At 66.6% G+C, this 19,558-nt stretch carries 19 protein-coding genes; 16 read left to right on the top strand and 3 right to left on the bottom strand.

Annotation, left to right across the window (positions count from 1 at the left end):
• Positions 1–61: 61 nt before the first annotated feature.
• From AC07VL_RS01185 to AC07VL_RS01120, 14 genes are all read left to right on the top strand, one after another.
• The gene (locus AC07VL_RS01185) at positions 62–970 is read left to right on the top strand and encodes an ion transporter (RefSeq protein ID WP_494804246.1); all 909 of its coding nucleotides are present in this window, start codon (positions 62–64) and stop codon (positions 968–970) included.
• Positions 971–1,009: 39 nt separating this feature from the next.
• Positions 1,010–1,990, top strand: coding sequence for a 3-oxoacyl-[acyl-carrier-protein] synthase III C-terminal domain-containing protein (locus AC07VL_RS01180; protein ID WP_494804245.1), 981 nt, complete (start codon positions 1,010–1,012; stop codon positions 1,988–1,990).
• A 10-nt stretch (positions 1,991–2,000) separates the two neighbouring features.
• Positions 2,001–3,038 carry an NAD-dependent epimerase/dehydratase family protein gene (locus AC07VL_RS01175; RefSeq protein ID WP_494804244.1) on the top strand — a complete coding sequence of 346 codons (1,038 nt, stop codon included), beginning with the start codon at positions 2,001–2,003 and terminating at the stop codon, positions 3,036–3,038.
• Complete coding sequence (locus AC07VL_RS01170) at positions 3,031–3,861, top strand: MBL fold metallo-hydrolase (protein WP_494804243.1); 831 nt, start codon at positions 3,031–3,033, stop codon at positions 3,859–3,861. The genes AC07VL_RS01175 and AC07VL_RS01170 overlap by 8 nt, the downstream gene beginning before the upstream one ends.
• Complete coding sequence (locus tag AC07VL_RS01165) at positions 3,858–5,153, top strand: F390 synthetase-related protein (protein ID WP_494804242.1); 1,296 nt, start codon at positions 3,858–3,860, stop codon at positions 5,151–5,153. The genes AC07VL_RS01170 and AC07VL_RS01165 overlap by 4 nt, the downstream gene beginning before the upstream one ends.
• Positions 5,150–5,788 carry a phosphatase PAP2 family protein gene (locus tag AC07VL_RS01160; RefSeq protein ID WP_494804241.1) on the top strand — a complete coding sequence of 213 codons (639 nt, stop codon included), beginning with the start codon at positions 5,150–5,152 and terminating at the stop codon, positions 5,786–5,788. Before AC07VL_RS01165 ends, AC07VL_RS01160 begins: the two co-directional genes overlap by 4 nt.
• Positions 5,785–6,900 carry a sterol desaturase family protein gene (locus AC07VL_RS01155; RefSeq protein WP_494804240.1) on the top strand — a complete coding sequence of 372 codons (1,116 nt, stop codon included), beginning with the start codon at positions 5,785–5,787 and terminating at the stop codon, positions 6,898–6,900. The genes AC07VL_RS01160 and AC07VL_RS01155 overlap by 4 nt, the downstream gene beginning before the upstream one ends.
• Positions 6,900–8,015: a fatty acid desaturase family protein gene (locus AC07VL_RS01150; RefSeq protein ID WP_494804239.1), complete on the top strand. Its 1,116-nt coding sequence runs from the start codon at positions 6,900–6,902 to the stop codon at positions 8,013–8,015. The genes AC07VL_RS01155 and AC07VL_RS01150 overlap by 1 nt, the downstream gene beginning before the upstream one ends.
• 67 nt (positions 8,016–8,082) lie before the next feature.
• Positions 8,083–8,646 (top strand): GbsR/MarR family transcriptional regulator, encoded by a 564-nt coding sequence (locus tag AC07VL_RS01145; RefSeq protein WP_494804238.1) that lies wholly within the window; start codon positions 8,083–8,085, stop codon positions 8,644–8,646.
• Positions 8,643–9,284, top strand: coding sequence for a DUF4166 domain-containing protein (locus tag AC07VL_RS01140; protein WP_494804237.1), 642 nt, complete (start codon positions 8,643–8,645; stop codon positions 9,282–9,284). Before AC07VL_RS01145 ends, AC07VL_RS01140 begins: the two co-directional genes overlap by 4 nt.
• Entirely contained in the window at positions 9,281–10,744 is a 1,464-nt protein-coding gene (locus AC07VL_RS01135; protein ID WP_494804236.1) for a TIGR01777 family oxidoreductase, read from the top strand. Before AC07VL_RS01140 ends, AC07VL_RS01135 begins: the two co-directional genes overlap by 4 nt.
• Before the next feature lie 43 nt (positions 10,745–10,787).
• The gene (locus AC07VL_RS01130; protein ID WP_494804235.1) at positions 10,788–12,176 is read left to right on the top strand and encodes an ethanolamine ammonia-lyase subunit EutB; all 1,389 of its coding nucleotides are present in this window, start codon (positions 10,788–10,790) and stop codon (positions 12,174–12,176) included.
• A gap of 71 nt (positions 12,177–12,247) precedes the next feature.
• Positions 12,248–13,690 (top strand): pyridoxal phosphate-dependent decarboxylase family protein, encoded by a 1,443-nt coding sequence (locus AC07VL_RS01125; RefSeq protein ID WP_494804234.1) that lies wholly within the window; start codon positions 12,248–12,250, stop codon positions 13,688–13,690.
• A 12-nt stretch (positions 13,691–13,702) separates the two neighbouring features.
• Positions 13,703–14,935, top strand: a complete 1,233-nt coding sequence (locus tag AC07VL_RS01120; protein WP_494804233.1) for an ATP-grasp domain-containing protein — start codon at positions 13,703–13,705, stop codon at positions 14,933–14,935.
• Here AC07VL_RS01120 and AC07VL_RS01115 read toward each other — a convergent pair whose 3' ends face one another.
• Complete coding sequence (locus AC07VL_RS01115) at positions 14,936–15,871, bottom strand: hypothetical protein (RefSeq protein WP_494804232.1); 936 nt, start codon at positions 15,869–15,871, stop codon at positions 14,936–14,938.
• Positions 15,872–15,952: 81 nt separating this feature from the next.
• Here AC07VL_RS01115 and eutC point away from each other — a divergent pair, with 81 nt between their 5' ends.
• Positions 15,953–16,750, top strand: coding sequence for an ethanolamine ammonia-lyase subunit EutC (gene eutC, locus AC07VL_RS01110; protein ID WP_494804231.1), 798 nt, complete (start codon positions 15,953–15,955; stop codon positions 16,748–16,750).
• Here eutC and tsaD read toward each other — a convergent pair whose 3' ends face one another.
• On the bottom strand, positions 16,751–17,791 hold the full coding sequence (gene tsaD, locus AC07VL_RS01105; protein WP_494804230.1) for a tRNA (adenosine(37)-N6)-threonylcarbamoyltransferase complex transferase subunit TsaD: 1,041 nt from the start codon (positions 17,789–17,791) through the stop codon (positions 16,751–16,753). It abuts the gene before it with no gap.
• A gap of 211 nt (positions 17,792–18,002) precedes the next feature.
• Here tsaD and AC07VL_RS01100 point away from each other — a divergent pair, with 211 nt between their 5' ends.
• Positions 18,003–18,410 carry a nitrite reductase (NAD(P)H) small subunit gene (locus AC07VL_RS01100; protein ID WP_494804229.1) on the top strand — a complete coding sequence of 136 codons (408 nt, stop codon included), beginning with the start codon at positions 18,003–18,005 and terminating at the stop codon, positions 18,408–18,410.
• 62 nt (positions 18,411–18,472) lie between these two features.
• Here AC07VL_RS01100 and AC07VL_RS01095 read toward each other — a convergent pair whose 3' ends face one another.
• Positions 18,473–19,534, bottom strand: a complete 1,062-nt coding sequence (locus tag AC07VL_RS01095) for a 3-deoxy-7-phosphoheptulonate synthase (protein WP_070223112.1) — start codon at positions 19,532–19,534, stop codon at positions 18,473–18,475.
• Positions 19,535–19,558: the final 24 nt, after the last annotated feature.

The following is a 19,558-nucleotide window of genomic DNA, read 5'->3' as shown; positions in this document are numbered from 1 at the left end:
TGCGTGTGGCCGCGCTTTGTCAATTATCTATACAATAATAGTATATGAGCACACTATCCCCATGAAAGCCGCGACGAAGAGCGGGGCGGCCCCCCTGACGCCGCAGCAGCTTGCCGCACAGGAAACGCAACAGAAGTATGGCAAGCCCGAGCGTGGCTGGCGCGAGCAGGTCTACACCGTCATTTTCGAGGCGGAAACGCGCACGGGCCGCGCCTTCGACCTGGTGCTGATCGGCGCCATCCTGATGAGCGTGACGGTGGTCGTGCTCAGCAGTGTTGCCTCCGTGGCGGCCCGCTACGGCGCCTGGCTGACGGCGCTGGAGTGGTTTTTCACCATTTTATTTACCATCGAATATCTGGCGCGCCTGTCGTGCCTGCAACATCCGGTGCGCTACGCCAAGAGTTTCTTCGGCATTATCGACTTGCTGGCCATCGTGCCGACCTACATCGGCTTGCTGCTGCCGGGCGCCCATGTGCTGATCGATGTGCGCATTTTGCGCCTGCTGCGCATGTTCCGTATCCTCAAGCTCACGTCCTACGTGCACGAATACACGGTGCTGGGGCGGGCCTTGCTGGCCAGCCGGCGCAAGATCCTCATTTTCTTGTCCTTTGTCATGATGGTGGTCTTTCTGTTGGGTACTGTGATGTATGTCGTGGAAGGGCCGGAAAATGGGTACAGCAGCATCCCCACGTCGATATACTGGGCCATCAGCACGATGACCACGGTGGGCTTCGGCGATATCACGCCGCGCACCGACATCGGGCGCACCATCGCTTCCCTGATGATGCTGCTCGGCTGGGGCATCCTGGCAGTGCCTACCGGCATTATCAGCGCCGAAATGACGGTACAGCGCAGTTCCAAGCTGGTCACGACGCGTACCTGTCCCACTTGCCTGAAGGAAGGCCTCGACGACGATGCCAATTTCTGCAAGAACTGCGGCGTCACCTTGCCGCCATTGGTACTCGACTGACCACATTAACCGTATTCACTTTATTTTGTTAAGGCCGACATGATTCCAGTTCGCCTGATCGCGACGGGCAAAGCCGTGCCCGTCCACAGCGTCACCTCCGCCAGCCTGGACGTGAAGCTGGGCCACCCGCCCGGCTATACCCTGCGCAAGAGCGGCGTGCTGTCGCGCTTTGTCGCCGCGCCCGATGAATCGCAAAGCCAGCTGGGCGCCGCCGCCCTGCGCGACGCGCTGAAAAATGCCAGCCTGCGTCCGTCCGACATCGACTTGCTGATCTGCGCCTGCGGCGTGCCCGAGCAAGCCTTGCCGAACACGGCGTGTTTTGTCGCCGAACACGCCGGCTTGCCGCCAGGCACGCAAAGCTTCGACGTCAACGCCAGCTGCCTCAGCTTCATGGCCGCCTTCCGCGTGGCCGCCTCCATGCTGGCCGGCGGCGCCTACCGCCGCATCGCCATCGTTTCGTCCGACCTCGCCTCGCGCGGCGTCGACTGGAGCGAGCCGGAAGCGTCGATGATCTTCGGCGACGGCGCCGCCGCCGTCATCGTCGAGCGGGGCGACGGCAGCGCCGGCATCCGCGCTTACAAGATGGGCACGTATCCGGAAGGGCGGCGCTACTGCGAAATCCGCGGCGGCGGCACCGAGCGCAATCCGCGCAACGGCTGCGAGCCGGGCGACTACCTGTTCCACATGGATGGCAAGGCCGTCTTCCGCCTGGCCGTCAAGGTGATGCCGGATTTCCTCGCAGAACTCATGCAGGAGTCGGGCGCCGGACTGGAAAAAGTCGACGTAGTCGTGCCGCACCAGGCCAGCCCGCTGGGGCTCGCGCATGCGGCGCGCATCCTTGACGTCCCCGATGCTAAAATCATCAAGATCTTTGAGACGCATGGCAACCAGGTCGCCGCGTCCCTGCCCACGGCCCTGCACGAGGCGGTGACGGCGGGGCGGGCCGTGGCAGGCCAGCGTCTGCTGATGATGGGCACGGCCGCCGGCCTGACCATCGGCGGCATGATTCTCGATCTGTGAAGGTGGTGCGATGAGGCGGATACTGGTCACGGGAGCGACGGGCGGGCTGGGGCGCAATGCCGTGCGCACCCTGCTGGCGCAGGGCGTGGAAGTGCGCGCCACCGGCCGCAACGTGGCCGTGGGCCGCGAACTGGAACGCATGGGCGCGCAATTCGTCGCGCTCGACCTGGCGCAGGCCACGCCGCGCCAGGTCGATGAACTGGTGCGCGGCATGGACACCGTCTGGCACTGCGCCGCGCTGTCGTCGCCCTGGGGCGCGGAACGCGACTTCATCGCCGCCAACGTCACGGCCACGGGCCAGCTGCTGCGCGCGGCCGCCAGCCTGCACGTGACGCGCTTCGTGCACATTTCCACGCCGGCCATCTATTTTGATTACCGCAACCGCTACGAGGTGCCGGAAACTTTCCGCCCCGACGCCTTTGTCAACGCCTATGCGCGCAGCAAGGCGACGGCGGAAAAACTGGTGCAGGAGTGCGTCGACCGCCACCGCGGCATGACGTGCGTGATCCTGCGCCCGCGCGCCATCTTCGGCCCGCACGACCAGGTGCTGATCCCGCGCCTGGCCCGCGTGCTGCAGCAGCGCGGCGGCAAGCTGCCGCTGCCCAATGGCGGCGCGGCCACCATCGACATCACCTATGTCGACAACGTCGTACATGCGATGTGGCTGGCCACCGTGCACAAGAGCATCGCCTCAGGCGCCGCCTTCAACATCACGAATGGCGAACCGGCGCGCCTGTGCGACATTTTGCGCACCTTGTTCTGCGAGCACCTGCAGCAGCCCTTCGAGATCGTCAGCGTGCCGTACCGCGTGCTGGTGCTGGCGGCGCGCCTGATGCAGTTCGCTTCGCGCTTCACGCGCCGCGAACCGGCATTGACGCCCTACAGCATCGGCGCGCTCAGTTTCGACATGACGCTCGACAGCGCCAAGGCGCGCAAGGTGCTCGGCTACCGTCCCATCGTCAGCCTGCAGGACGGCATCGCCCGCACGGCGCAGTGGATGCGCCAGGAAGCGGCGGCGCACAAGGTGGGCAAGGAGCGCAATGGCTAGCATCACCGCATTTCGCGTTGGCCACTGCACCCACCCATCGTGCATGGTCCTGAAAGGCAGCGGGCTGGCCAGCCGCTGCTTCCCCTCGCGCGCCTACCTGATCGAAACGCGCGCGGGCCTGTACCTGTGGGACACGGGTTACGCCGAACACTTCCGCGCCGCCACGTCGAAAGGCGTGTACCGCCTGTATGCGTGGGTGACGCCGATTTCCTTCGACGACAGCGAATCCCTGCAGGGCCAGTTGCGCGTGCATGGCGTGGCGCCGGGCGATATCCACACCCTGCTGCTGTCGCACTTCCACGCCGACCATATCGCCGGCCTGCGCGACTTTCCCGGCGCGCGGCTGATGGCCTCGAAAACGGGCTGGGACGCCGTGCGGGGACTGTCCGGCGTGGCCGCCGTGCGCCAGGCCTTCGTGCCCGAGCTGCTGCCAAACGATATTGCGGACCGCCTGGCGTTTGTCGAAAGCGTGCCCGAGACGGCCTTGCCGGCGGCCCTGCTGCCGTTTACGCACGGGCGCGACGTCAGCGGCACGGGCGAAATCTACATCGTCGACTTGCCCGGCCACGCCATCGGCCATCTGGGCGCCTTCGTGCTGCAGGACGGCGGCTGGACCCTGCTGGCGTCGGACGCTGCCTGGGTGCCGGAAAGCTTCCAGCAGTTGCGCGGACCGTCGGAACTGTCCTTCCTCATCCAGCACAAGCGCGCGCCATACTATGCCACCCTGAACCGGCTGCACCAGCTGCACCAGTCGGGCAATGCGCAGATCCGCATCACGCATGAAGATACCAACGATTACTTGCCGGTGGCGGGCCGCCCGTGAAGCGTATCGTCTGGCTGTTGCTGTCGTACTGGCGCACGCGCCGCCTGCGTTTCACAAGCCGCGCGCAGCTCGACGCCCACCAGCAGGGGCAGCTGGCCCGTTTCGTCGAGGTGCTGTGCGTGCGCAGCACGTATTTTGCGCCGTACCGCAAGCTGCCCCTGGCGCAGTGGCCGACGATGAACAAGGCGCTGATGCTCGAGCATTTTGATGTCATGAACACCGAGGGGGTGACGCTGGCGCAGGCGATGGACGCGGCCATGGCGGCCGAACAGAGCCGCGACTTCACGCCCGCCGTCGGGGACATCACCGTGGGCCTGTCGTCTGGTACCTCGTCGCGGCGCGCCGTGTTTACCGTCAGCCCCCGCGAAAAGGCCCAATGGGCGGGCGTGATGCTGGCCAAGGCGCTGCCCGACGGCCTGTTTTCCGGCGAAAAGGTGGCGCTGTTCCTGCGCGCGAACAGCAATCTGTACACGGCCGTGCGCTCGCCATGGCTCACGTTTGCCTTCTACGACCTGTTCGCACCGTTCGACAGCCTGTGCGCGCAGCTTGCGCAATATCAACCCACCGTCATCGTTGCTCCGGCCCAGGTGCTGCGCCAGCTGGCCTTGCGCGTCATCGATGGCAGCCTGGCGCTGGCGCCGAAAAAAGTCATCTCCGTGGCCGAAGTGCTGGAAGCGCAGGACCGCGCCCTGACCGTCCAGGCGTTTGGCGCCGTGCACGAAATCTACCAGGCGACTGAAGGTTTCCTTGCCAGCAGCTGCGAGCATGGCGTGCTGCACCTGAACGAGGAATACGTGCACATCGAGCCACAGTGGCTCGACGCTGAAGAACGTCGTTTTGTGCCCGTCATTACGGACTTTACCCGCATGACGCAGCCCATCGTGCGCTACCGCCTCGACGACATCCTGATCGCGCGCACCACGCCATGTCCGTGCGGCCGCGCCACGCGCGCCATCGACGGCATCGAAGGGCGCTGCGACGACATGCTGCTGCTTCCCTCTGCACGCGGCGGCGCCCCTGTCGCCGTGTTTGCCGACGTGCTGACGCGGGCCTTCGCGCAAGCCTTGCCGCCGGACGCCGACTACCGCCTGGTGCAGTCCGGAGACAGCGCCTTGCAACTGCACGCGGCCCTGGACGACGCTGGCCTGGCCGCCCTGCGCGACCACCTGGCAACGGTGCTGCAGGGACTGGGCGTGGCCATCGATGGCCTGGACTGGATGGTGGGCGGCGAACTGCCGCCCTTTGACCCTACCATGAAACGGCGCCGCATCCGGCGCCTTGCCACTGCATGAACCCTACCGCCATGACCGTACGCGGCCGCCTGATGCATTTGCTGGCCGGCTGGGGCAGCGTCGGCCTCTTATATTTTTCCAGCGACCTGCTGCAAGGGCAGGGCGTACTCCTGCCGGAAACGGTGCTCGACCGCGCCATTCCCTACACGGACGCCGCCATCTGGCTGTACCTGTCGTTCTTCATCTTGATTCCCTACGCCTACCTGGCGGCCGATGCGGCGCGCGTGCGCTGGCTGGCGCGCGCCATGGCGCTCTCCGCGCTGGCTTGCGGCGTGGTCTTCCTGCTGTATCCGACCACGCTCGCGTATCCGCCCGTGGGCGAGGGCGGCGCCTGGAGCACGCAGGCGCTGCGCCTGCTGCAGGCGGCGGACTCCGCGCAAAACTGCCTGCCGTCCCTGCATGGCGCCCTGACCCTGCTGTGCGTGTGGGCCTTGTGCGACAAGCGCCACCTGCTGCGCTCCGCGCTGGCCGTGCTGCTGGGCGCGGCCATCTGCTACGCCATCATCGCCCTGCGCCGGCACGTGAGCATCGACCTGGCCGCGGGCCTGTTTGTTGGCGTCGCTGGCGGCATGCTGGCCAAAATGCGCGTATTCTGGTCGGCGCGCCGTGTCATTCCCACTGAAACCGCATCATGATGAATCCCTTTGCCCTGTCGTTTTTGATCATGCTGGCCTTCGTGCTGGCCGAACTGCTGATCCTCAAATGGGTGCGCAAGACCCCCGTGCCATGGAAAGACGTCATCTTCAACCTCAATTCCGGCCATATCCTGATGTGGGTGTTCCGCGGTGTGGAAGTGGCGGCGTTTGCCCTGCTGCTGCGGCATGTGAACTTGCACATCGTCGACCAGTGGCCCGTGGCGGCCCAGTGGGCGTTCGCCTTTGTCGCCTGGGACCTGTGCTTTTACTGGATGCACCGCCTGCACCACAAGATCCCCCTGTTGTGGGCCGTGCACGTGGTGCACCACCAGGGCGAGCATTTCAACCTGTCGCTGGGCGTGCGCAATTCCTGGTATTCGTCGCTGACGAATTTCCCCTTCATCGCCATCCTGGCCGTGCTGGGCGTGCCGCTGGAAATCTTCCTCGTCGTCTCGTCCCTGCATTACACGGTGCAGTTCTACAACCACAATGCGCTGGTGAACAAGTCCGGCATCCTCGATCATTTCATGGTCACGCCCTCGCACCACCGCGTCCATCACGGCACCGATAAACGCTATATCAACCGCAATTTCGGCGGCACCCTGTTGATCTGGGACAAACTTTTCGGCAGCTTCCAGCCCGAACTCGAAGGCGTGGAAATGCGCTATGGCGTGAAGGGCATGACACCCACGCACAACCCGCTCCTGGCCAGCAACGGAAAACTGTTCAAGTGGCTGCGCGCGCGCTTTCCCCACTGGCAGTCACGCGGCACTTTCGAGGTGCCCGAGCTGTTCATCGGCATCGGCGGCGTGATTTTGTTTGGCCTGGTGATCTATTACGTCAACCACGAAGCGGCGCTGGCCGGCGCGCAGCAAGCCATCCTGTTCGCGCTGATCTTTGGCGGCACGCTGGCGCTGGGCGGCCTGTCGGATGCGCGCCGCTGGGGCGCCATCGCCTGGGTCGCCATCGCCCTGGCCATGCCGGCCGTCTTCCTCGGCTGGTATGACGCGCGCGACGCGTGGGGCATGGTGTTTTTGGCCGCGCTGCTGGCGCATGGCCTCGATGGCGCGCGCCGCCTGTGGTGGCCGGCTACGGTGGGGACGCGCGCGTGATGTCGCCTGTACCTTCGCTTCCTCCGCTGCGCTTCCAGCCCGCCCGCGACTCCGCCTTCCGCCGCGAACTGCGCGCGCGCGCCGACGCCTACCTGGCGGTCGAAGGAAAACACCGCTTTGGCGACTGGCGCCTGCATGTAAAAACCGTCATCCTCGCCGCGCTGACGGCGGGGCTGTATGCGCTGGCGCTGCACGCCGCCAGCACCTGGCCGTTTGTCGCTGCCTATGTCGCCTGCCTGGTCGCGGCCATGGCGCTGGCCATGAATACCCTGCACGACGCGGCCCATAGCGCCGTCTTCCGCCAGGGACGCCTGAACCGCATCCTGATCCGCCTGGTGGGCTTGCCCGTGGGCGTGGACACGGATTTCTGGACTATCCGCCACGTGCATTTCCATCACACGTATGCGAACGTGGAAGGCTATGACCTGGACACGGAGCCGAATCCCTTTTTGCGCCAGACGCCATACCAGCGCTGGTCGCCGCAATACCGCTATCAGTACCTGTACTGGCCCGTGGTGGCGGCCCTGTCGCTGCCCTACCTGAACTGGTATGGCGACTGGCTCGACCGCTTCGGCAAGACCCCGGTGGCGGCGCACAGCCGCCTGCAGGGCTGGCGCGGCTGGCTGTCCTTCCTGGGCTGGAAGCTGGGCCACGTGGCGCTGGTGCTGGCGCTGCCCATGTGGGTGCTGCAGCAGCACGGCATCGCCTGGGGCGTGGTGCTGGGCGCGTATTTCCTGGGCCAGATGCTCGCCTCGTGCGCGCTGGTGGCGCTGATCCTCGGCACGCACTGGGCCGAAGTGGAGTTCTTCCAGCCGGGGCAGGACGGCACCTTGCCGCACGACTGGTACCAGCACACGTTTTACACGGCCTGCGACTGGACGCCGCAGCCGCATGCCTTGCGCTGGCTCGGTTACTGGCTCGGCGGCTTGAATCTGCACCTGACGCACCATTTGTTCCCCACCTGGAACCACCGCCATTACCCGGCGCTGGCGCGCATCATCGCCGAACTGGCGCCCCGCCACGGCCTTGTGTACCGCGAACTCGGTTATGGCCAGCTGCACGCCTCGCAGCAAGCCTTCCTGCGCGCCATGGGCCAGCCGCCCGCCCAGTCCTGAGGAATCGCGCTTGACTGGATTTCTCTTCTGTCTTACATTTCTGTAGCGACAGAAATAAGAGAAAATCATGGAATTGAGTCCGACCACGCAGAAATATATTCTGCACTGGGGCGAAATGGGCACCCGCTGGGGCGTCAACCGCACGGTGGCGCAGATCCACGCGTTGCTGTTCCTGGCGAATGAACCGCTGACGGCGGAAGACATCGCGGCCAGCCTGAACGTGGCCCGCTCCAACGTCAGCAACAGCCTGAAGGAACTGCAAAGCTGGGGCCTGGTCCGCATCACGCACGTGATGGGGGACCGGCGCGACCATTTCCTCGCCCTGCAGGATGTGTGGGAAATCTTCCGCGTCATCATGGAAGAGCGCAAGCGGCGCGAGATCGATCCCACCCTGACGGTGCTGCGCGAGTGCGCGATCGAGGGCGAACAGGATGCGGCGATACCGCCAGAAACGCTGGCGCGCATGGGCGAAGTGCTGGCTTTCCTGGAAATGCTCAGCAGTACCTACAGCGACTATAAAAACCTGCCGCCGGCCACCCTGCAGCGCATGCTGGCCATGGGCGGCAAGGTGGCCAAGTTCCTCAGCCCGGACGACAAGCCGGCAAAACCGAAAAAGCCGGGCAAGTCATGAACGGGCCGTCCGAAGGAGAGCTGTTCAAGAAGGTGATGGGCGCGCAGTGGCAGACCCTGCACCCGGACATCCGCCGCCGCTTTGAGAAAAATCCCGCGCCGGGCCAGCCCCTGTACTACCGGGGCGAACTCACCGAACTTTCCAGCTCGCGCCTGGGCAAGGTGCTCGGCTGGCTGACGCGTCCCTTCATCGATGGCGCCCTGATCCCGTACGACGACGCGGATTTTCCCGTGGATATCGAAGTCTATTCGCGCCCCGGCTGCCCCTTCATCTTCAAGCAGCGCACCTACCGCCTGCATGGCCGTGCACCGATCCGCTTCACCTCCTACATGGCCGAAAGCGCGAAGGGCGAAGTGCTCGAATACGTGGGCATGGGACTGGGCATGAAGCTGAAGCTAGCAGTCGAGGATGGCAACCTGCATTTCACCAGCGACGGCTATTTTTGGGACATCTTCGGCTGGCGCCTGCCGCTGCCCAGCGTGCTCACGCCCGGCAAGACCTATCTGTGCCACCGCAACGACACGCCGCAGCAATTCAACATCCGCATCGAGATCCGCCACGCCCTGTTTGGCACCACATTCACCCAGGTCGGCGTGTTCCGCGAATCCGCCGCGCCGGAAATGAAGGAGACACCATGAATACGCATCTGTTGGCCCTGCAACTGATGGCGGCGCAAGGCTGCCTGGGCGCCTTCGACACCATCTACCACCATGAAATCACGGAAGCGCTGCCGCAAAAGGCGTCGGCGCGCCTGGAATTGAGCATCCACGCCACCCGCGCGCTGATCTACAGCCTGCTGTTCGTGGGCCTGGCGGCCTGGGAATGGCATGGCGCCTGGGCCTGGGTGCTGGTCATCGTGTTTGGCGTGGAAATCGTGCTCACCCTGTGGGATTTTGTTGTGGAAGATCAAACCCGCCTCTTGCCCGCCACGGAGCGGGTCACGCACACGGTGCTGGCGATCAATGCGGGCGCCTTCATCACCCTGCTGGCCCTGAACAGCAGCGAGTGGGCCAGCCTGCCGACGGCCCTCGTATGGCAGCCATATGGCTGGCTCAGCGTCTTCCTCGCCCTGTGCGGCGCGGGCGTGGGCCTGTCTGGCCTGCGCGACGCGTATGCCGTGTGGCAGCTGGGCCGGCGCAAAGTGCAGGAAACGGCGGAGCAGGAGGAGCGCCTGCACTTTGCCGCCACGCCGCAGTCCGTGCTGGTGACGGGCGCCACGGGTTTCATCGGCCAGCAACTGGTCTCCGCTCTGCTGGCCGACGGCCATGCGGTGACGGTGCTGACGCGCCAGCCCAAGCAGGCCGCGTGGACCTTCGATGGCCAGGTGCGCTGCATCCGCTCGTTCGGCGAATTGTCGGAGGCGCAGCGTATCGACATGGTGGTCAACCTGGCCGGAGCGCGCATCGTCGGCAAGCGCTGGACGGACGCGCGCAAGGCGGCGTTGCGCCGCAGCCGCGTGGCGCTGACGCAGGAGCTGGTGGCGTGGATCGGCCGCGCGCAGCACAAGCCAAGAGTCCTGCTGTCGGCGTCGGCCATCGGCTATTACGGCGTACAGCCGCAGGGCGACACGGCGGAATTGACGGAGGAGAGCGCGCCGCAAGCCATCTTCATGTCGCAGCTGTGCCAGGAGTGGGAAGCGGCGGCGCGCCAGGCGGAACAATATGGCGTGCAGGTGGGCTGCATGCGCTTCGGCCTCGTCTTTGGCCACCAGGGTTCGCTGCCGCAGATGCTGCTGCCGGTCCGCTTCGGCGCGGGCGGCCCGCTGGGCAGCGGCAAGCAGTGGATTTCGTGGGTGCACGTGCGCGACGTCATCCGCGCCATCGCCCATGTGGCGCGCCGCAGCGAACAGGGCGCGGTGAGTGGCGCATATAACTTCTGCGCACCGGAAGCCATTCAGCAGCACCAGTTCGCCCAGGTCGCGGGCAAAGTGCTGCACCGGCCCAGCATCGTGCCCACGCCCGCCTTCGTCATGCGCGCCTTGCTGGGCGAGCAGGCCGACTTGCTGGTGGAAGGCCAGCGGGTCGCGCCGCGCCGATTGCAGGCCGACGGCTTTGTCTTCCGCTATCCGCAGCTGGAAGGGGCGCTGCGCAGCCTCTAGCCTGGCGTAGAATGGGCCATTGGGATGCCTTGGAGCACAATCTATGCCCCGCTTCAGCCATACGATAGCCAGCCATACCTATGCGTTCGCCAGCCTGAAGGACTTGCTGGCCAAGGCCACGCCGCCCCGTTCGGGCGACGTGCTGGCCGGGGTGGCGGCCGCCAGTGCGCAGGAGCGGGTGGCGGCGCAGCTGGCGCTGGCTGAGGTGCCGCTGTCGCTGTTCCTCAACGAGGCGCTGGTGCCGTATGAAGACGACGAAGTCACGCGCCTGATCATCGACAGCCACGGGCGCGCCGCCTTTGCGCCGATTTCCCACCTGTGCGTGGGCGACTTTCGCGACTGGCTGCTGGACGACGCGACGGACACGGCGACGCTGTCGCGCGTGGCCGCCGGCATCACGCCGGAAATGGCGGCCGCCGTCTCCAAGCTGATGCGCCTGCAGGACCTGGTGCTGGTGGCGCGCAAGTGCCGTGTCGTCACGGCCTTCCGCAATACCCTGGGCCTCGAAGGGCACCTGTCCACGCGCTTGCAGCCGAACCACCCGACGGATGACGCCATGGGCATCGCCGCGTCGATGCTCGATGGCCTGATGCTGGGCAGCGGCGACGCCGTGATCGGCATCAATCCCGCCACCGACAATGTGGCGCAAGTGGTGTCGCTGCTGCACCTGCTCGACGCCGTCATCGCTCAATACCGGATTCCCACCCAGTCCTGCGTACTCACGCACATCACCAACACAATCGAGGCGATCCGCCGCGGCGCGCCCGTCGACCTGGTGTTCCAGTCGGTGGCAGGCACCGAGGCGGCCAACCGCAGCTTCGGCATCGATTTGTCCCTGCTGGCCGAGGGACAGGCTGCGGCCCTGTCGCTGGGGCGCGGCACGGTGGGCCGGAACGTCATGTATTTCGAGACGGGGCAGGGCAGCGCCCTGTCGGCCGGCGCCCACCACGGCATGGACCAGCAGACGTGCGAGGCGCGCGCGTATGCCGTGGCGCGCGCCTACCAGCCGCTGCTCGTCAATTCCGTCGTCGGCTTCATCGGCCCCGAATACCTGTACGACGGCAAGCAGATCATGCGCGCGGGGCTGGAAGACCATTTCTGCGCCAAGCTGCTGGGCCTGCCCATGGGCTGCGACGTGTGCTATACCAACCACGCGGAAGCGGACCAGGACGACATGGATGCCTTGCTGACCATGCTGGGCGTGGCCGGCTGCAATTTCATCATGGGCGTGCCGGGCGCGGACGACATCATGCTCGGTTACCAGAGCACTTCCTTCCATGACGCCCTGTATGCGCGCCGCGTGCTGGGCCTGCGCGCGGCGCCCGAATTCGAGGCATGGCTGGCGCGCATGCACATCACCGACGCGCAGGGCCGCCTGAACGGCGCGCTGGCGCCGGCCTTCCAGGCGGCGCTTGGGCGGCTGCCGCCGTAAAACGGCGCAAATTGACGCCCCGCGCGGGCGCGCCGGTGCGATAATCGGCGATCTCCCCATCCGACGCGACCATGCTGCCACCCGACCCCGATTCCCTCGATCCGCACGACTGGGACGCGTTTCGCGCGCAAAGCCACCAGATGCTCGACGACATGCTCGACTATGCGCAGCACATCCGCCAGCGGCCCGTGTGGCAGGCGGCGCCGGACAGCGCCCGCGCGCAATTTGCGCAGCCGCTGCCGCGCGCAGCGGGCGATTTGGGCGCGGCCCACGCCAGCTTCATGCGCGACGTGCTGCCCTACGCCGTCGGCAACGTGCATCCCGGCTTCATGGGCTGGGTGCATGGCGGCGGCACGCCAGTGGGCATGCTGGCCGAGATGCTGGCAGCGGGCCTGAATGCAAACGTGGGCGGGCGCAACCAGATGCCCGTGGAAGTGGAGCGCCAGATCGCCCGCTGGATGGCGGAACTGTTCGGCTTTCCCGACACGGCCAGCGGCGTCTTCGTCACAGGCACCTCGATGGCCAACCTGATGGGCGTGCTGGTGGCGCGCACGCAGGTGCTGGGCGCAGCGGCCCGCCAGGATGGCTTGCAGGGCGCGCCGCTGGTGGCGTACACCTCGGTCGCCGCGCATGGCTGCATCGCGCAGGCCATGGATTTGTCGGGCCTGGGCACGGCCGCCCTGCGCCGCATCGCCGTGAATCACCACCAGCAAATCGACGTGGCCGCGCTGGCGCAGGCGGTCGCCGCCGACCGCGCGGCGGGCCTGCGGCCGTTTTTCGTCGCCGGCACGGCCGGCACCGTGGACACGGGCGCCATCGACGATTTGCCGGCGCTGGCGGCACTGGCCGCGCAGGAGCAGCTGTGGTTCCACGTCGACGGCGCGTATGGCGCGCTGGGCATGCTCTCGCCCGAGATCGCCCCCCTGCTGGCCGGCATCGAGCGGGCCGATTCGCTGGCGTTCGATTTTCACAAGTGGGGGCAGGTGCCGTATGACGCTGGCTTCCTGCTGGTGCGCGACGGCGCGCGCCACATGGCGGCGTTTGCCGCGCCGGCGGCGTATCTGCGGCGCGAAGCGCGGGGCCTGGCGGGCGGCTCGCCCTGGCCCTGCGATTTCGGCCCGGACCTGTCGCGCGGCTTCCGCGCCCTGAAAACCTGGTTTACCTTCAAGGTGCACGGCGCCGAGCGCATGGGCGCGGCCATCGCCCATACCTGCGCGCTGGCGCGCTACCTGGCCGAACGGATCGCGGCCACGCCGCAGCTGGAACTGCTGGCGCCCGTGACCCTAAACATCGTCTGCTTCCGCCACCGTGGCACAGCCGATGGCGACAGCGACGCCTTCAACGGCGAGATCGTCGCCGACCTGCACGAGTCGGGCATCGCCGCCCCATCGACCACCACCATCGCCGGGCGGCTGGCCATCCGTGCCGCCATCGTCAATCACCGCACGCGCGCCGAGGATATCGACGCGCTGCTGGCGGGCGTGCTGCGCTTCGGCGCCGCGCGCCTGTCGTGAAAGGGAGTCACCATGAACGAGTTGCTGCACCACGCCGCCACGCCGTATGCGCCGCTGATCGGCGTGGCGCCCCTGATGCGCCGCGCCTTTCTGCAGGAAGACCTGGCACCGCTGGGCGAGGCGCTGCTGGCGCGCGCGCAGGCGCATCCCGACGACGCGCACGCCTACCTGGACTTTTCCACCGTGCTGCAACTGAAGGGCGAGCGCGACATGGCGCTGGCCGTGCAGGCGCAGGCGATTGAGCTGCAGCAGCTGTATGCGCTGCCCGCGCAGGCGCCGCAAGCGGGTCCCGGCATCCGAGTGCTGGTGCTGTTGGGGCCGGGCGACCTGATGTCGAACACGCCTGTCGAATTCCTCGTCGAGCAGTCCGACGTGGCGCTCGACCTGCTGTATGTGACGGCGGATGGCCCCTTGCCGGAAGAGGTGCCGGACCACGACGTGCTGCTGGTAGGCGTGGCCGAATCGGACGCCAACCAGCCCTTGCTGGCGCTGCTGGCGCAATTCGTCGCCGACTGGCCGCGCCCCGTCGTCAATCTGCCGCAGCATATCGCGCATACCTCGCGCGACGGCCTGTGCGAAAAGCTGCGCGACGTGCCTGGCGTGGCCATGCCGCGCACGGCGCGCGTCAGCCGCGCGCAGCTGGCGGCGCTGGCCGCGGGCGAGTTGCCGCTCGACGCCGTGCTGCCTGGCGACGCCTTTCCCCTGATCGTGCGGCCGCTCGGTTCGCACGCGGGCCACGACCTGGACAAGATGGAACAGGCGGGCGACTTGCACGCCTACCTGCAGGCCGTCGACGCGCAGCGCTTTTATATCGCCCGCTTCGTCGACTACCGCGGCGAAGACGGCCAGTTCCGCAAATACCGCATCGTGCTGGTCGATGGCGTGCCCTACATCTGCCACTACGCCGTGTCCTCGCACTGGATGATCCATTACCTGAACGCAGGCATGGATGAAAGCGCGGCCAAGCGCGCCGAGGAGGCGCACTGCATGGCGCATTTCGACGAAGGGTTCGCGCGGCGTCATGCGGCCGCCCTGCGCGCCATCGACGCGCGCATGGGCATGCCCTACCTGGGCATCGATTGCGCCGAGACGCGCGATGGCGAGCTGCTGGTGTTCGAGGCCGACAACGCCATGATCGTGCACGCCATGGACGCCGAGGCACTGTATCCGTACAAGCGGCCCGCCATGCAGAAGGTGTTTGCGGCATTTCGCGCCATGCTGGCACGGGCGGCGGCGGGCAGCTGATCAGCTGCCGAGCAGCGATTCCAGCAGTTGTCGCTTGGCCGCGCTGCGCCCGGCCTCCCAGTAGCCGTCGAACTGCAGCAGCACGGTGCTGTCGTGGAAAATGCGGATGCACTGGGGCTGGCGCAGCATGACGGCATGCACGTAGCTGGCGAACGACTCGGCAAAGTCCTCGTGCATGCTGGTGGCCGCGTACAGGGTGGCGAAGTTCGCGCCCTGCAGCTGCGCGTAGGCGTCGCGCATCTGGCTGGCGGCCAGGCGCGGCGCCTGGTAATACGCGATGTCCGCGCGCAGGGGAAAGTCGTTTGCCGGCAGCGGCACGACGAGTCTTTCTGGCGTGATGTGCCAGGCCAGCGGCAGGTAGCGGTAGTCGTCCGCGCCGCGCATGGCTTGCGCGCCGTTCCACCATTCGGGCAGCAGGCCCCGGCCCGCCGCCAGCACGTGGCCGAATTCATGCAGCAGCAGGTATTGCAGCGCGCGCTGGCGGTTGTCGTCCCCGGGCACGGCGATGCGCGCCTCCAGGCGATAGCCCGCCTGCGGCACGAATGGCGTGTTTTCCTTCCAGGTGGCCCAGGCATTGGCCGTGCGCGCCTCGAACGCCTCCACGTCGAGCGCCACCACCACGCCGAGGATCACGCCCTCGCCGCTGACGACGATATCGCTGATGGCCGAGGACCCCAGCCGCCGCGCATAGCGCACGCCCAGCAGCACGCCTTCCAGCAGCGCCTGCACGGACGCCGGCATGGCGGCCATGGCCGCGCGCACGTCGGCATGGAAGGCCGCGTCCACTCGCGTGGAGGCGGGCTGCGCGGCGACGCCGGTGGCCGCATTGACTTGCGCCACATGGGCGATGACTTCCTCCTGCGCGGGGCCGAGGCGGTCGAGCAGGGGTGCATCGTACAGCTGGTCCCACTGCGCGGCGTCGCTGGCAACAATCATGGCATTCCTGGCGTGGAGGGTGACGGTGATAAACTGGAAACGACGCAGTGTAGCAAGGACGGGTACATACCGGGAGGGGAGATGGCAAAAAAGGACATCGATAGCGGCAGCTCCTGGCAAGCCTTGCGCCGGCATACGGCGGCGCGCATCGCGCTGGGGCGCAGCGGCGTAAGCCTGCCCACCGGCGCGCACCTGGCGTTCCAGCTGGCCCACGCGCAGGCGCGCGACGCCGTGCACCTGCCGCTCGATGGCGCGGCGCTGGCCAGTGCCCTGGCGCAGCAGGGGCAGGCCAGCGTGCCGCTGCACAGCGCGGCGGCCACGCGCAGCGAATACCTGCAGCGCCCGGACCTGGGGCGCCGGCTCGATGCGGCGTCGCGCGCGCGCCTGCTTGATGGCGGCACGGGGAGCGCCGGCGTTGACCTGGCCCTGGTGGCGGCCGATGGCCTGTCGGCGCTGGCCGTGCAGCGCCACGCGGCGCCGTTCCTGGCCGCCTTGCGCGAACGGCTGGCGCTGGAGGCGTGGACGGTGTCGCCGCTGCACATCGTGATGCAGGGCAGGGTGGCCGTCGGCGACGAAGTGGGGGAGTTGATAAAAGCGCGGGCCGTGCTGGTGCTGATCGGCGAGCGGCCGGGCCTCAGTGCGCCGGACAGCCTGGGCTTGTACCTGACGTGGGCGCCGAAAGTGGGGCTGCGGGACGACAGCCGCAACTGCATCTCGAACGTGCGCCCCGAGGGGCTGGCGTATGCGCCGGCCGCGTACCGGCTGCATTACCTGCTGTCGCAGGCGTTTGCGCGGCAGCTGTCGGGGGTGGGGCTGAAGGATGAGACGGTGGAAGAAGGCGCGGCCCTGGCGGGCGCGCGCAATTTCCTGCTGGCGTGATCAGACTTCGCGGATTTCGTCCAGCGGCCAGCGCGGGCGCACGTTGAACGAATAATCGTATTTTGCCGCGTCGGGGTTGATCTGCAGGCGCATGGCGCCGGCAAAGGCGATCATGGCGCCGTTATCGGTACAGAATTCCAGCTCCGGGTAGTACACCTTGAAGCGCTTCTTGGCGGCGGCCGCGTTGAGCGAGGCGCGCAGCTGCGCGTTGGCGCCCACGCCGCCGGCGATCACCAGGCGTTTCAGGCCCGTGTGCTTGAGGGCCGAGACGCATTTGGCCGTCAGCACTTCGACGATGGCGTCGACGAAGCCGCGCGCGATGTTCGCCTTGTCCTGTTCGCAGATATTCGCGATGACCTTTTCTTCGTGGTTTTTGACCACCGTCAGCACTGCCGTCTTCAAACCGGAGAAACTGAAATTGAAATCCTTCGAGTGCATCATGGGGCGCGGCAGCTTGTATGCCAGCGGATCGCCGAATTCGGCCAGGCGCGAAATGGCCGGGCCGCCCGGGTAGCCAAGGCCCAGCAGCTTGGCCGACTTGTCGAACGCTTCGCCGGCCGCGTCGTCCAGGGTTTCGCCCAGCATGGTGTACTGGCCCACGCCATCGACGCGCATCAGCTGCGTGTGGCCGCCCGAGACCAGCAGCGCGATGAAGGGGAATTCCGGCGGTTCGGACGCCAGCAAGGGCGACAGCAGATGGCCTTCCAGGTGGTGGATGCCCAGCACCGGCTTGTTGATGGCCAGGCCCAGGCTGCAGGCGACGGACGACCCGACCAGCAGCGCGCCGGCCAGGCCGGGACCCTGCGTGTAGGCGATGGCATCGATCTCGGGCAGGGTCACGCCGGCCTTCGCCAGGGTTTCTTCCAGCAGCGGGATGGCGCGGCGGATATGGTCGCGCGATGCCAGTTCCGGCACCACGCCGCCATATTGCTCGTGCATGGCGACTTGCGAATAGAGGGCGTGCGACAGCAGGCCGCGTTGCGTGTCGTACAAGGCCAGGCCGGTTTCGTCACAGGAGGATTCGACGCCAAGAACAATCATGAAGGTACTGAATAGGGAGGAGTAATCCGCCATTGTAAAGGAAAGCCGGCCAGTCCATCGTGCGGCGGGCGCACCATTTCGGCGGCAGTGTGCACTTGCGCAGTGCGGCGCGGCGGCGTTTTGCCTCCTGTCCAGCCCTTTCTTCGCCTGCGCTGGCACTGGCACCGCTCTTGCTTTAGACAGGCGTGTGCCTTTCTGAAAGGAGTTCGCAATGCCGGAACAATGGAAAATGATTTGCCGCCTGAAGGACATGCCGCTGGCGGGCGCGCGCATGGTGCAGCGGGGCCTGGCCTGGCAGGACTTGCCGGGCGTGGCGCTGTTTCGCGCGTGCGATGACAGCGTCTACGCCCTGCTCGACACGGTGCCCTGCCTGGGTGGTCCGCTGTCGCACGGGGTGCTGATGGAGAAAAACCTGATGGGACCGAAGCACAGCTGGATCATCGAGCTCGATTCGGGCCGCCTGGTGGCGCCCGTGCAGGGCATGGCGCGCCAGTATGCCGTGCGCGTCATGGACGGGCGCATCTACCTGGACATGAATGAACTCAATATCCCTGCCAGCAAGGCCGAACAGGCGCTGGCGGGAACGTTTGCCGTGCTGCCGCATGTGCAGATGGCGTAATGAAGGAACGGGCGTAAAAGAACGGCGCGTAGCGCGCCGTTCTTTGATGGGTTGCAGGCGTATTATGCAGGGCGATTGAGAAGGTGCGCATGCGCGTCGCGCAGCATGGTGGCCGTCGTGTCCCAGTCGATGCAGCCGTCCGTGACGGAGCAGCCGTAGGTCAGCTGCGACAGGTCTTGCGGGATCTTCTGGTTGCCGCCGACGATGTTCGATTCGATCATCACGCCCACCAGCGAGCGGTTGCCCTGGCGGATCTGGTTGACCACGTCGCCCATCACCAGCGGCTGCAGTTCCGGCTTCTTGTAGCTGTTGGCGTGCGAGCAGTCGACCACCAGGTTGGCCGGCAGCTTGGCCTTGGCCAGCGCCTGTTCGGCGATGGCGATGGAGACGGAATCATAGTTCGGACGGCCGTCGCCGCCGCGCAGCACCACGTGGCCGTAGGCGTTGCCGCGCGTGCGCACGATGGCGACGTTGCCTTCGGCGTTAATGCCGAGGAAGGAGTGCGGGTGCGCCGACGACAGGATGGCGTTGACGGCGATGCTGATGTCGCCATCGGTGCCGTTCTTGAAGCCGACGGGCGTCGACAGGCCGGACGACATTTCGCGGTGCGTCTGCGATTCCGTGGTGCGCGCGCCGATGGCGGTCCAGGCGATCAGGTCGCCCAGGTATTGCGGCGAGATGGGGTCCAGCGCTTCGGTGGCGGTGGGCAGGCCCAGTTCGCACACGTCGAGCAGGAACTGGCGCGCCTTTTCCATGCCTTCGTTGACCTTGAAGGAATCGTCCATGTACGGGTCGTTGATATAGCCTTTCCAGCCCGTGGTGGTACGCGGTTTTTCGAAATACACGCGCATCACCAGCAGCATCGTGTCCTTGACTTCCTCTTGCAGCGCTTTCAGGCGGCGCGCGTAATCGAGGCCGGCGACGGGGTCGTGGATGGAGCAGGGACCGACGACGACGAACAGGCGCTGGTCCTTGCGGTCGATGATGTTGCGCAGCGCTTCGCGGCCGCGGCTGACGGTGTCGAAGGCGCTCTCGGACAGGGGCAGCTTGGCATGCAGTTCGGCCGGCGTGGGCATCGGCGCGAAGGAGGTGACGTTGATATTTTCGATGTCTGGCGTATTCATGATTCTGGCTAGGCTTTCGCTATT

This window comes from Janthinobacterium sp. GW821-FHT03C08 (assembly GCF_059420905.1).
Note: the sequence above shows the minus strand (reverse complement) of the source record. Positions and strands in the feature narration are given on the sequence as shown.